Origin of the sequence: Curtobacterium sp. MCSS17_008, from assembly GCF_003234185.1 — a bacterium.
Lineage (GTDB): Bacteria > Actinomycetota > Actinomycetes > Actinomycetales > Microbacteriaceae > Curtobacterium.
On the sequence record NZ_QKSM01000002.1, the window covers coordinates 316,591 to 329,414 of the forward strand.

General features: G+C 73.2%; 10 protein-coding genes. 8 read left to right on the forward strand and 2 right to left on the reverse strand.

What is annotated here, in order from left to right; genetic code table 11:
- Window positions 1–29 precede the first annotated feature (29 nt).
- From DEJ23_RS04310 to DEJ23_RS04325, 4 genes are all read left to right on the forward strand, one after another.
- Window positions 30–1,061, forward strand: coding sequence for a glycosyltransferase family 2 protein (locus DEJ23_RS04310; RefSeq protein ID WP_181429105.1), 1,032 nt, complete (start codon window positions 30–32; stop codon window positions 1,059–1,061).
- Window positions 1,062–1,303: 242 nt separating this feature from the next.
- The gene (locus DEJ23_RS04315; protein ID WP_111239003.1) at window positions 1,304–3,388 is read left to right on the forward strand and encodes a hypothetical protein; all 2,085 of its coding nucleotides are present in this window, start codon (window positions 1,304–1,306) and stop codon (window positions 3,386–3,388) included.
- A 92-nt stretch (window positions 3,389–3,480) separates the two neighbouring features.
- The gene (locus DEJ23_RS04320) at window positions 3,481–4,854 is read left to right on the forward strand and encodes a hypothetical protein (RefSeq protein ID WP_111239004.1); all 1,374 of its coding nucleotides are present in this window, start codon (window positions 3,481–3,483) and stop codon (window positions 4,852–4,854) included.
- A gap of 76 nt (window positions 4,855–4,930) precedes the next feature.
- Window positions 4,931–5,695, forward strand: coding sequence for a polyprenol monophosphomannose synthase (locus tag DEJ23_RS04325; RefSeq protein WP_111239005.1), 765 nt, complete (start codon window positions 4,931–4,933; stop codon window positions 5,693–5,695).
- Between the two features lie 60 nt (window positions 5,696–5,755).
- Here DEJ23_RS04325 and DEJ23_RS04330 read toward each other — a convergent pair whose 3' ends face one another.
- Window positions 5,756–7,066 (reverse strand): O-antigen ligase family protein, encoded by a 1,311-nt coding sequence (locus DEJ23_RS04330; RefSeq protein WP_111239006.1) that lies wholly within the window; start codon window positions 7,064–7,066, stop codon window positions 5,756–5,758.
- A gap of 94 nt (window positions 7,067–7,160) precedes the next feature.
- Here DEJ23_RS04330 and DEJ23_RS04335 point away from each other — a divergent pair, with 94 nt between their 5' ends.
- Window positions 7,161–8,546 (forward strand): hypothetical protein, encoded by a 1,386-nt coding sequence (locus DEJ23_RS04335; RefSeq protein ID WP_111239007.1) that lies wholly within the window; start codon window positions 7,161–7,163, stop codon window positions 8,544–8,546.
- 16 nt (window positions 8,547–8,562) lie between these two features.
- Here DEJ23_RS04335 and DEJ23_RS04340 read toward each other — a convergent pair whose 3' ends face one another.
- Window positions 8,563–9,936, reverse strand: coding sequence for an O-antigen ligase (locus DEJ23_RS04340; protein WP_111239008.1), 1,374 nt, complete (start codon window positions 9,934–9,936; stop codon window positions 8,563–8,565).
- 69 nt (window positions 9,937–10,005) lie between these two features.
- On the opposite strand from DEJ23_RS04340, the gene manA reads away from it, so the two are divergent.
- The 3 genes from manA to DEJ23_RS04355 all read left to right on the forward strand — a co-directional run bounded on the left by manA (window position 10,006) and on the right by DEJ23_RS04355 (window position 12,760).
- A complete protein-coding gene (manA, locus tag DEJ23_RS04345) occupies window positions 10,006–11,214 on the forward strand; it encodes a mannose-6-phosphate isomerase, class I (protein ID WP_111239009.1) in 1,209 nt (402 codons plus the stop codon).
- 54 nt (window positions 11,215–11,268) lie between these two features.
- Window positions 11,269–12,231 (forward strand): UDP-glucose 4-epimerase GalE, encoded by a 963-nt coding sequence (gene galE / locus DEJ23_RS04350; protein WP_111239010.1) that lies wholly within the window; start codon window positions 11,269–11,271, stop codon window positions 12,229–12,231.
- 190 nt (window positions 12,232–12,421) lie between these two features.
- Entirely contained in the window at window positions 12,422–12,760 is a 339-nt protein-coding gene (locus DEJ23_RS04355) for a WhiB family transcriptional regulator (RefSeq protein WP_111239057.1), read from the forward strand.
- The last annotated feature ends 64 nt before the right edge of the window (window positions 12,761–12,824 follow it).

The window sequence follows — 12,824 nt, forward strand, 5'->3', positions numbered from 1 at the left end:
GCGGGCGCCGGGCCTGCGACACTGGGCGCGTGGACGTCTCCGTGGTCATCGTCGACTGGCACCAGCCCGAGCTCACCCGACGCGCGATCGACTCCGTGCTCGCACAACGTGTCGACGCCGCGGTCGAGGTCGTGCTCGTCGTGAACGAGGCCGACGAGCCGACCGTGACCGCCTACCGAGCCGACCTGCCCTCGGTCGTCGTCGTGCCGGAGCCGGCGAACACCGGCTTCGCGGGCGGGGTCGCCCGCGGGATCGCGGCCGCCGGGGCACCGGTCGTCGTGCTCCTCAACAACGACGCGGTGGCCGACCACGGGTTCCTCGACCGAGGGCTCGCAGCGCTCGCCGCCGGGGGGGACCGGGTCGCGGCCGTGGCTGCGACCGTCGTCCTCGAGGGCGGCTTCGTACCGGTCCCCGTCGGTGGCGTGCCCGGTCCCGACGACCTGGTCGCCGGGGACGGGCGCCGCTGGCGGCGCGATCCCGACGGCCGCACGCTCGTCAACGGCACCGGGGTGGTGCTCGACCGCGTCGGGAACGGCCGCGACCGCGACTGGCTCCGTCCGCTGCAGGACGCTCCGGAGCAGGCGCCGCTCTTCGGGTTCTCCGGCGGCGCCGTGTTCCTGCGCCGTGACGCGCTCGCCGACGTCGGCGGTTTCGACGAGACCCTCTTCATGTACTACGAGGACCTCGACGTGTCCTGGCGGCTCCGGTTGGCCGGGTACGAGGTCCGGCACGCTCCCGACGCCGTCGCCACGCACCGGCACGCCGCGAGCTCCGGCAGCGATTCGCCACTGGTGCGCTACCAGAGCATGCGCAACCGCTTGGCGGTCGTGCTGCGCAACGGGTCGTCGGGGATGGTGCGTCGCGTCGTCCTGCGGACGCTCGCGCGGGCGGCGAGCGACCTGCTCCGGCCGGCCACCGCACAGCTCACGCGGGCGCAGTGGGTGCGGCTCGGCCGGGAGGCGCCCGCGGTCGTCGGACACGCACGTCGCGCCCGCCGCGGGGACCGTGTCGGCCGTGCGGCCCGTCGCGCGGTCGAGTCGCTCCTCGACCCGGTCGCCTGAGCGCGCCCACAGGTGTGCGCGCCGGGGCCGCTCCGTGCCGGCGGCCCGCCGGACCGGCGGTGCGTGGCGGCAGCGGGGCGCGCCTCCCGGACGGGGGACACGATGGGGGCTGTGTGATCCCTGTGACGGAGGTACAGTTTCGTGACACGTGTGGTCTGGGCCGTGGACAGGGTCGTCCCGGACCGCTCCCGGAACACGTGATCGCTCGCACCCGTCGTCCGCCCCTCAGGAAGGCCCCCGACGTGAAGAAGCTCCTCGCCATGGCTGCGAGCGTGCTGGCGGTGGCCAGCGTGCTCGTCGGCCTGCAGGTCTCCGGCCCGACCGCATCGCAGGAGCCCGCATCGGCGCTCAGCGGTTCGTCGTTCCAGGCCGGCAACATCATCTCCGACGCCAACTTCTACAACGGCACCGCGATGTCGGCGGACCAGGTGCAGACGTTCCTGAACAGCCAGGTCTCGTCGTGCACGAACGCCAACTGCCTGCGCAACGGCCGGTTCTCGATGAACAGTCGTGGCGCCGACCCGATGTGCTCCGCGGTCACCGGCGGCTCGTCGCTCTCCACCGCGCAGATCATCACGCGGGTGAGCAAGGCCTGCGGCATCAGCCCGAGGGTGCTCCTCGTGACGCTGCAGAAGGAGCAGAGCCTGGTGACGAACCGGGGCCCGTCCGCCGCGGTCCTCGAGCGTGCGATGGGCTACGCGTGCCCGGACAACGTCGGCGGTCGCTGCGACCCGGCGTACGCGGGTGTCGGCAACCAGATGTACTGGTCCGCCTGGCAGTGGAAGCGGTACAGCAACCCGCCCGGCACGAGCAACTACTTCACCTGGTTCAACCCGGGTGCCACGCGCAACATCCAGTACAACGTGCCGACCTCCTGCGGCACGAAGGCCGTGAACGTGCAGAACAAGGCGACGGCCGCGCTGTACTACTACACGCCGTACACGCCGAACACGGCCGCGCTGAACAACCTCTACGGCACCGGCGACAGCTGCTCGGCGTACGGCAACCGCAACTTCTGGCGCATGTACAACGACTGGTTCGGGTCGCCCACCGGGGCCGCCCAGGTCGTCTCGACCGCGAAGGGTTCCTTCGACGGCGTGACCACCGACTACAACGAGATGACCGTCCGGGGCTGGGCGCTGGACACCACGACGTCCGCGACCACGAAGGTCGTCGTGGCGTACGCCGGACGCTCGAACACCGTCAGCGCGTCCCGGTCGCGCCCCGACGTCGGTGCCGCGTACCCGAAGGCGGGGGCGAAGCACGGTTTCGAGGCCACCCTCCCCGCGAGGTCCGGGAGCGGATCGGTCTGCATCACGGCGAAGTCCGCCGACGGGAAGACCTCGACGAGCCTCGGCTGCAAGAACGTCACCGTGCCCGACGGCTCGCCGTTCGGCTCCCTCGACAGCGCGCGCGCCGTGCCCGGTGGCGTCGAGGTCCGCGGGTGGGCGATCGACCCCGAGACCAAGGCGTCGATCGGCGTCCGTGTCCGTGCCGACGGCGTCCAGGTGCAGCGGCTCACCGCGAACGTGTCACGGCCGGACGTCGGTGCCGCCCACCCCGGGTCCGGTGCCGCACACGGGTTCAGCGCGGTCGTCCCCGTCCCCGCCGGCACCAAGCGCATCTGCGTCGACGGCGTCAACATCGGCGCGGGTGCGAGCAAGGCGGTGGGTTCCTGCATCCGCACCACCGTTCCGGGCAGCACCCCGAGCGGCGCCCTCGAGCGGGTCGCGACGACCTCCTCGACCATCCGCGTGACCGGCTGGGCGATCGACGGCGACGTCACCGGCTCGACCAAGGTCGTCGTCCGGATCGACGGGAAGGCCCGCACGTTCACCGCGAACCTGTCGCGGAGCGACGTGCAGTCGACCTACCCGGCGTACAGCTCGAAGCGCGGCTTCGACCGGACCTGGACCGTGGCCGCAGGCCAGCACAAGGTGTGCGTGACGGCGGTCAACACCGGTGCCGGGGCGAACGCCTCGCTCGGGTGCCGGACGGTGTCCGTGGTGAACTCCGCGCCGGTCGGCAGTCTCGACTCGGTCAGCGCCGCAGGCGGCAGGGTGACCGTGACGGGTTGGGTGTACGACCCGGACACGGCGACCGAGCCGCTCACCGTGCGTGTGTCCGTCGGGGGCAAGGTCTACAGCACGACCGCCTCGGTGAAGCGCGCCGACGTCGGCAAGGCCCACCCGGACGCCGGACCGGCGCACGGCTTCTCGCGGAGCGTCGGAGCGGCCGCGGGTGCCCAGCGGGTCTGCGTCTCCGCACTCGACTCCGAGGGCGGCGCGAAGAAGTCGTTCGGCTGCCGGACGGTGACCGTCCGCTGAGCCGGAGGGCCGGTCCTGGCCGTCCCCCCACCACCGCCGAGGGCGGGCGCGGCGTGCCGTGTCCGCCCTCGGCCGTGTGGCACCATTGCGAGGTGCTCTCCTCCGCCCGGACCGACGTCCCTCCCGGATCGGCCGGACCGACGGAGGACCGTCGTCGCCCCCGCCCGCTGCTGACCTGGCTGGCCGCCGCGGGTCTGGCACTCCTCGCCGCCGCCGTCGGGTGGTCCCGGCTGACGCCCCAGGTCCGGAACACGGTCTGGGCCGAGGACGGCCGCTTCTTCCTGCAGGAGCAGTACGACCTCGGCTTCGCCGCAGCGCTCTTCCACCCGTACCAGGGCTACCTCCACGTGCTGCCGCGGGCGCTCGTGGCACTCGCGTCGCACCTCGGCCCGGTCGAGCGGTTCGCCGTCGACGTCACGGCGCTCTGCTGCCTCGCAGCGGGGGTGGTCGGGGGAGCCGTGTTCGTGCTCACGAAGGGCCTGCTGCGGTCCGTCGTCGCACGGTCGCTGCTCGCGCTCGTGCCGGTGATCGTGCCCCTGGCACCGATGGAGATCGCCGGCAACGCCGCGAACCTGCACTGGTACCTGCTCTTCCTGACGCCGTTCGTGTTCCTGACGCCGGTGCGGGGCCGGACCCGTGCGGTCGTCCTCGGTGTCGTCACGCTGTTCATCGGGTGGAGCGAGATCCAGATGCTCGCGTTCGTGCCGCTGCTGCTCGTCGGCATCCGCGACCGGCGCCGGTGGCCGATGATCGCGGGCGCGCTCGTCGGCGGGGGATCGCAGGTCGTCGCGACCCTCACGCACCCCCGTGTGCCGGCGGCGCTCGAGCCGAACACCATCGGCGACGTCGTGCTCGGCTTCCTGGCGGAGCCCGTCGCCGGCTCCGTGACGTGGGACCTGACCGCCGTCGGCGAGAACGTCGTGACGAACGGGGTGCTCGTCACGCTCGTCCTGCCGTTCGTCGTGCTGGTCGCGGTCCTCGCCGCGGCGCTGTGGCTCGGCCAGCCGGGCCAGCGGTGGGTCCTCGTGGTGCTCGCGTACGGGGCGGTCGTCGTGTGGGGCGCCGCGCTGCTGCTCAACCCGACGCCCCAGGCCGCGGTGGCGCACTTCGACGCCGACGCGTGGCGGTCGCTGTGGCCGGTCCGGTACGGCGCGATCGCGTCGATGTTCGTCATCGCCGCCGTCGTCGTCGCCGCCGACGTCCTGCTGTCCCGTCGTCGCGTGGTGCTCCGCGTGGCCGGGCTCGTCCTCGTCGCCCTGGTGGTCTGGACCGCGGTGGCGAACGCTGCGGTCGACCGTGCGAACCGCCAGGACGGGCCCTTCTGGGACCAGCAGGTCGACACCGCACGCACGGAGTGCCTGGCCCGTCCCGGCACCGACGGTGCCGGGACCGCGGGCATCGCGCCCGCACCGCGCTGGACGACGGAGATCCCCTGCGCCCTGCTCGAGGGCGACGCCGCACGATGACGACCACCGGGCCGCGCACACGCCGCGGTCCCGCCGCGGCCACCGTCGCGGTGCTGCCGATCCGACCGAGGAACCGATGACCCACCCCACGCTGCACGAGCCCCTCGTGATCGTCCCGACCTACAACGAGGCCGAGAACGTCCGGGACATCACGCGACGCATCCTCGACGCGGTGCCGACGGCGCACCTCCTCGTGGTGGACGACGGCAGCCCGGACGGGACCGGGGACATCGTCGACGAGCTCGCGGCGACGGACGAGCGGGTGCACCTGCTGCGCCGCTCGGGCAAGCTCGGGCTGGGCACGGCGTACGTCGCCGGGTTCCGCTGGGGGATCGAGCACGGGTTCGACCTGCTCGTCGAGATGGACGCCGACGGCTCGCACCCGGCGGACCGCCTCCCGGCGCTCATCGGTGCGGTCGCCGACGCCGACCCCGCCGACGACGTCCTGCTCGCCATCGGCTCCCGGTGGATGCGGGGCGGCTCGGTCGTCGACTGGCCGAAGCGCCGCGAGTTCCTCAGCCGTGGCGCCAACACCTACGCGCGGATCCTGCTCGGCATCGACGTGCACGACGTCACCGCGGGCTTCCGCGCCTACCGCGCCGACGCGATCGCGCGCATGGACCTCGAGTCGATCGACTCGAAGGGCTACTGCTTCCAGATCGACATGACACTCCGCACCCACGACCTCGGCGGCCGCATCGTCGAGGTGCCGATCCGCTTCCGGGACCGCGTCCACGGCGTCTCGAAGATGAGCGGGGACATCATCGTCGAGGCGATGCTCCGGACCACGCAGTGGGGTCTGCAGCGGCGCTTCCGTCCGCGCCGGTCGCGGCGGCGCTGACCACCGGGCCACCCTCGCGCCACCGGGCGCAGCGGCGCCGACCGACCGGCCGCGCTCGCGCTACCGGTCGTCCAGCCGGGGCAGCCGGACGCGCCACGAGCGGCGTCGGGCCGCGACGACGAGGACGGTGACGAAGAGCATCAGTCCGGCGCCGTGGAGCAGGTAGCTCTCGGCCACGCTCGTGACGCCGAGGAGCACCAGGACCGCGGCCGGCCAGACGTAGGCCACGCCGGGGAACGTCGTCGCCGTCACCCACGACCGGGCGAAGGCGAGGACCGCCGCGCCGACGAGCAGCAGCATGCCGGCCAGACCGACCTGCAGCCACGCGTCCACGGCGGCGTCCAGTCCCGAGGTGAAGCGGCTGCCGCTCGGGTCGACGAAGGTGACGTAGGGGACCACCGGTTCGCTCGGCCAGGTCCCGACCCAGCCCCATCCCTGGATCGGCTTCTGCTCGATGAACGTCCGGATCTGCTCCCACAGCTGCAGCCGCGTCGTCGTCCCGCCCGCGGCGCCGATGCGGGGGAGCACCCGGCCTCGGGCCACGACGAGCGCGACGGTCACGGTCACCAGGAGCGCCGCCAGCGCGGTGTTCACCACGGGACGCACGCTGGGCCCGGCGTGTCGCAGCACCCACAGCGCGAGGGCCGTGACCGCGAGGGCGATCATCGCGACCCCCGTGATCGGTGACTGCACCAGCATGAGCGTGACGACGGCGCCGCCCATGGACGCGACCGCCCGCCACCGGCTGACCGAGTGCGTGAGGAACTCGACCACGAACGTGACGAGCGCGGTGGCCGCGATGAACCCCATGAAGTTGCGTGTCCCGCCGATGCCCTGGATCGGCCCCCCGAAGGCGATGTCGCCGCGGATGCCGAGCGCCGGGATCGGCAGGTCGAGCACCAGCCCCGACAGGACCTCGAGGCCGAGGGCCACCACCAGGAGGATCCGGAAGGCGTCCCCGCACGCCCGGATGAACTGGACGAGGTCACGGCCCAGCGCCAGGTAGAGCCCCAGCCCGACGAAGCCCACCGTCGCGGTGAGTCCGCGCAGTGCCACCCAGGAGTACTCGCTCCACAGGACGGACAGTGCGCAGTACCCGACGAACGCGAGCAGGGACAGCGGCAGGACGCCGTGCCACTCGATGCGGTAGCGCTGTCCGAGCAGGCTGAGGCCGGCGAGGACGACGAGGGTCACGAGCACCGCCCAGGTGCCCGCAGCGCCCACCAGCACCCGTACCGTGGGCTCGCCGAAGGCGAAGAGGACGATCGTCGTCGCGAGGGCCTGACTGAACCGTCCGCCCGCGGAGAACCCGATCCACGCGGACAGGTAGCGGCGGGCGCGGATGCGTCGCGTCGCCCGGCCGTCCGTCATCCCCCCATACTGGCGCACTCCGCCGGACGCCACCTGCGCCATCGCGGAGCGTCGATACAGCGGATCGTCGATACGACGCTACGGTCGACCCCCGATGACTCGGTCGTGGAACGGACTCCGGCGGGCGCTCGCCGCCGTCCTCGTGGGCTCGGTCGCCGCGGCGACGGCCTGGGCGCGTCTCGGCCCGGTGGCACGCGGGACCGTCTGGGCCGAGGACGGCGGGGTGTTCTTCCGCGAGCACCTCGCCCTGGGGTCGCTCCCGAGCATCGTGCACCCGTACGCCGGCTACCTGCACCTCGTGCCGCGGATGGTCGTCGACGCCGCGTTCCTCGTGCCGGTGCCCTGGTACGCGGTCGCCGTCTCGGCGATCTGCTGCGCGCTCACCGGCGCGGTCTGCGCCGGCGTGTTCGTCCTGGCGGCCGACGTCGTGCCGTCCGCACCGCTGCGCGTCGTGCTCGCCGCGGTACCGGTCCTGCTGCCGACGGCCCCGTGGGAGGTCCTCGGCAACGCGGCGAACCTGCACACCTTCGCGCTGTTCCTCGCGCCGTGGGTCCTCTCGCACCGAACCCGCACCTGGTGGGGCTCCGCGCTCCTCGGGCTCGTCGCCGTGCTCGTCGTCGGTACCGAGGTCCAGGCGATCCTGTTCCTGCCGCTGCTCGTGCTCGCGTGGCAGCCGTGGCGGACCGTGCCCCGCGCCTCCCGGCTGCGGGCGCTCCCCGTCACGCTCGCTGCGCTCGTCGCGGCGGCGGCACAGCTCGTGACGGCGACGACGACGGAGCGCGAGTCCGCTCCGGGCGACCCGAGCGTCAGGGACGTCGTCACCGGGTACCTGCTGCAGACACTCGGGGGACTCTGGCGCGCCGACGTCGCGGCGGTGGGGCGGTCCGTGGTCGCCTCGGGATGGGGTGTGCTGGTCGTCCCGGCCGTGCTCGTCGCGGCGGTGGTCGTCATCGCCGCGGTCGTCGCCGTCCGTGACGGTCGACCACGCGCGGCCGTGCTCAGCGTCGTGCTGGCGGCGGGTTCCGCCGTCGTCTGGACGGCTGCGCTCGTCGCCAACGCCTCGGCGAACGGGCACTGGTCACGGGCGGACCCGACCGCACTCGTCGTGGCGACACCGTCGCGGTACGCGGCGGCCGCCGGACTCCTGCTCAGCGCTGCGCTGGTGGTCGCGGCGTCGGTCCTCGTCGACCGCGTCCTCCGGCGTCCCGCCACCGACGGGCGGAGCGCGGCCGCCACCACGCGACGGGTGCTCCTCGCCGGGGTCGGGTGGGTCGTCGTCGCGGGACTCGTGACCTCCTGGGTGGTCGCGTTCCCCGGCGTGGCGCAGCGGTCCTCGGGGCCCGCCTGGCGACCGCAGTTCACCGACGCCGTGGCGCAGTGCCGCCGGGAGCCGGACGGCGCGGTCCGGATCGAGACCCAGCCGTGGGGAGCGCGGGTGCCGTGTGCGCTGGTGCTCGCGGACGGCCAGGGGGAGCCGTGACGCCGCTGCCTGCGCCTCAGACCGTCGCGCGGAACTCGCGTTTCGCCCGCGGCGTGCGGGGGCCGTCGCCGAGCGAGGCCGGCTCCTCGTTGACGAGCACGATCCGGGTCTTGATCGCGAGGAGCGCGAACAGCACCCAGTTCCCCTGGTAGAGCAGCCTCGACTCGGCCAGGGACTGCACGAGCAGCGCGACCACGACGAGCAGCGGGAAGAGCGTGACCGGGTCGAACGCCCGCGGCACGAGGCCCGGGCCGAACGCCTCCCGCGTGGCGCCGGCCCACGCACGGCCGAAGGTGGTGAGGACGTACACGAGGAAGAGCACGAGCCCGACCACGCCGGTCTGCATCCACACGTCGAGGGCGGCGTCGTGCGCCTGCAGGTACTGGACCCCGTGCCGCGGGGCGAGCTCGGCCAGCAACGGGATGTCCGGCCACCAGTACCCGATCCAGCCCCAGCCGAGCACCGGGTGCTGCTCGACCAGTCCGGCGACGGCCGTCCAGATGGCACCACGACCCGTGAGGTCCGAGGAGCGTCCCATCAGGTCGAGGAGGGGCGCCCGTGCCGCGACCACGGCGGACACGACGACCGCCAGCCCGGCGAGGACCGCCAGCGTCCGTGGGACCCGGCGACCGCTCGGGACCCGACGGAGCCACAGGGCGACCACGAGGGCGACGGCGACGGCCACCGCCGCCAGCAGGACCGTGCTGGACCGGGTCAGGAGCAACGCGGCGCCCGAGACGACCAGCCACGCGACCGCACGGTTGCGTCCCATCCGGCCCTCGGCGAACTGCACCGCGACGGCGATCGCGGCGAGCAGCGCGACCATGGCGAGCAGGTTCGCGTTGCCGGGGAGACCCTGGATCCGGCCGCCCGTGAGGAGCTCGGCGCGGGAGAAGTAGAACGCGTCCGGCACGTCCCGGTCGCCGTAGTCCGTCCAGATCGGCGCGATCGGGTGCCGGACGACCACCGCGACCACCGCCTCGAAGACGAGGGACAGCCCGACGACCCAGCGGAAGGCGGCGCTCGCCGCGTCGAGGACGCGACGCCAGGTGAGGGTGGAGGCGATGGTGAACGCGACGAGCGCGCAGAGCACCTGGGCGACCATGCTCGCCAGGGTCGCCGGACGCCAGTGCGACCACACCACCGACAGCAGGCACCAGCCGAGGAACAGCCAGAGCGCCCGCGGGGTGCGCGTCAACGGCGGTCGGGCCCGGACGAGCACGCTGACGCCCCACACGCCCTCGAGCGCCCACACCGTGGCGGCCCCGTACCAGGTCACCATGTTGGGCACCGCGTCGCCGGCGAAGAGCGTCAGCAGCACGGTCGTCGCCAGGGCGAACGCCTCGCGCTCGGACACGGTCCCGCGGGCGATCGGCCAGGTGTTCGTCACGGGGGACAGGCTAGCGCGCCGGGTCGGCGTGATCCTCGTGCCGCAGCCCCGGCCGGTACGCTCTGGTCCATGTTCCTCGGCATCACCAACACGCCACGCGACTACGCGTGGGGCTCGGTCACCGCGATCCCCGAACTCCTCGGCCGCACCGTCACGGGCGCACCGCAGGCGGAACTCTGGCTCGGCGCGCACGCCGGCAGCCCGAGCGTCGTGGTCAACCCGGCCATGGTGGGCGGTGCCGACACGCTGCGCGACTGGATCGAGGCCGAGCCGGAGGCAGCGCTCGGCCCCGACCGGAGTGGCCTGCCGTTCCTGTTGAAGCTCCTCGCAGCGGCGGCTCCGCTGTCCCTGCAGGCACACCCCACGCCGGAGCAGGCGCGGGAGGGCTTCGCGCGCGAGGAGGCGGCGGGCATCCCGCTCGACGATCCCGCTCGGAACTACAAGGACCCGTTCCCGAAGCCGGAGCTCGTCGTCGCGCTGAGCGAGCGGTTCGAGGCCCTCAGCGGCTTCCGTCCGGTCCCGGAGACGGTGGCGGAGGTCGAGGCGCTCGACGCCGGCACGGGGCGGCTCGGCCCGCTCCTGGCGCACCTGTCCCAGGGGCTCGAGGACACCGTCCGCTGGCTCGAGACCGCCGACCCCGCGGCGCTCGCCGTGGTGCAGGCCGCGTCCGACCTCGCCGCCGCGGTCGCCGAGGGTGACCGCACCCCGAACGTCCAGACCGTCGTCGACCTGTCGGACGCGTACCCGGGCGATCCCGGCGTGGTCGTGTCGCTCCTCATGCACCGGGTCACGCTGACCACGGGTGAGGCCATGTACCTGCCCGCGGGCAACGTGCACGCCTACCTCGACGGTCTCGGGATCGAGCTCATGGCGCCCTCGGACAACGTGCTGCGCGGCGGCCTGACGTCGAAGCACGTCGACGTCCCGGAGCTCCTGCGCGTGCTCGACTTCACCGCGTACCCGGCCCCGGTCCTGACGCCGGAGCACCTCGACCAGGGGGTCGACCGGTTCGCGCCGGAGGGCGTCGGGTTCGCCCTGGTCCGCATCACCGGCGACGGCCGACCCGTCGGCCTCGGCACGGGTGGCGTCGCGCCGCTCTCCGGCCCGAGCATCGCGGTCTGCACCGCCGGCGCCGTGACGCTCGTCGGAGCGACCTCGGCGACCCTGCTCCGCCAGGGGGAGTCCTGCTACATCACGCCCGACGAGGGCGACGTCACCGTCGAGGCCGACGCCGCGACCGGACTCACCTCGACGGTCTTCATCGCGACCGGTGCGTGAACACGCAGCGGGCTGCGGTCCGACGGGGCGGTGCCGTCCGCTAGCGTGACGAGCATGAGTTGGCTGGTCACCGGCGGTGCCGGGTACATCGGGTCCCACGTCGTCCGCGCGTTGCGGGCCGCCGGTATCGACACGGTCGCGTTCGATGACCTGTCGAGCGGTTTCCGTGCCTTCGTGCCGGAGGACGTGCCGTTCGTCGAGGGCACGATCCTGGACGGTGACCTGCTGGCCCGAACGCTCCGCGAGCACGCCGTGAGCGGTGTCGTGCACGTGGCCGGGTTCAAGTACGCCGGGGTCTCGGTCGAGCGGCCGCTGCACACGTACGAGCAGAACGTCACCGGCACGGCGACGTTGCTGCGTGCCATGGCGGAGAACGGGGTGACGAGGGCGGTCTTCTCGTCGAGCGCGGCGGTCTACGGCACGCCCGACGTGGACGTCGTGGTCGAGGACACCCCGAAGGCGCCGGAGTCGCCGTACGGCGAGTCGAAGCTGATCGGCGAGTGGCTGCTGCGTGACATGGAGGTCGCCGCCGGGTTCGCGACGACCTCGCTCCGGTACTTCAACGTCGTCGGTTCCGGCGAGCCGGACCTGTACGACGCGAGCCCGCACAACCTGTTCCCGCTCGTGTTCGATGCGCTGCTCGCCGGGCGCACGCCGCGGATCAACGGCGACGACTACGACACCCCGGACGGTACGTGCGTCCGTGACTACGTCCACGTCGCCGACCTGGCGCACTCGCACGCGGTCGCGGCGCGGAAGCTCGAGGCGGGGGAGCAGCTCGAGCGGGCGTACAACCTCGGCAGCGGCGACGGTGTCAGCGTGCGGCAGATCATGGACGCGATGGCGTCGGGTACCGGGATCGCGTTCGAGCCGGAGGTCGCTCCGCGCCGACCGGGTGACCCGGCCCGGATCGTCGCGACGGGTGAGGCGGCTGCGCGTGACCTGGAGTGGGCGATGCGCCACACGCTCGACGAGATGGTCGCCAGCGCGTGGGAGGCCCGCCGCCGCGTCGGCTGACCGCCGCGAGCGGTCCCGGCACCCCCGTCGTGTCCCCCGACGACCGGACAGAACTGCTGCGACACGCCCGTACGGGGGACATGACACGCCGCGGCGGTCAGAGCCTCCTATGATCCGCGACTTGACTTCCGACGAATGACACCGCTGTAATTACAGGCAACGGCTTCGGTCGTTGCAGGCCGTCGTCGACATGTCAGGGGTGATCAGGGTGAACGGTTCCGACTTCCACGCCGGCGTGCCGGAGGACTGGCACGTCGACCCGGTGTCGCTCGGCGTCCCCGGTGTCCGCCGAGCCGAGACGGACGACGAGAACCCGCTCGCCTGGCAGGTCGACTCGCTCTGCGCACAGACCGACCCCGAGGCGTTCTTCCCCGAGAAGGGCGGCTCGACGCGCGAGGCGAAGAAGATCTGCGGTTCCTGCGAGGTCCGCTCGCAGTGCCTGGAGTACGCACTCGAGAACGACGAGCGCTTCGGCATCTGGGGCGGGCTCTCGGAGCGCGAGCGCCGGAAGCTCCGCCGCCGCGCCTGACGGCCAGGAACGGCACGGAGCCCACCCGGCGCCCACCCGGCGCCCACCCGCCGCGGGGGAGGCA

Bases quoted from the DNA above. Each gene is read 5' to 3' on its own strand.
- DEJ23_RS04355 (WP_111239057.1), top strand. From the start codon at position 12,422: ATGTCAGGGGTGATCAGGGTGAACGGTTCCGACTTCCACGCCGGCGTG.
- DEJ23_RS04335 (WP_111239007.1), top strand. From the start codon at position 7,161: ATGACTCGGTCGTGGAACGGACTCCGGCGGGCGCTCGCCGCCGTCCTC.
- galE (WP_111239010.1), top strand. From the start codon at position 11,269: ATGAGTTGGCTGGTCACCGGCGGTGCCGGGTACATCGGGTCCCACGTC.
- DEJ23_RS04330 (WP_111239006.1), bottom strand. From the start codon at position 7,066: ATGACGGACGGCCGGGCGACGCGACGCATCCGCGCCCGCCGCTACCTG.
- manA (WP_111239009.1), top strand. From the start codon at position 10,006: ATGTTCCTCGGCATCACCAACACGCCACGCGACTACGCGTGGGGCTCG.
- DEJ23_RS04325 (WP_111239005.1), top strand. From the start codon at position 4,931: ATGACCCACCCCACGCTGCACGAGCCCCTCGTGATCGTCCCGACCTAC.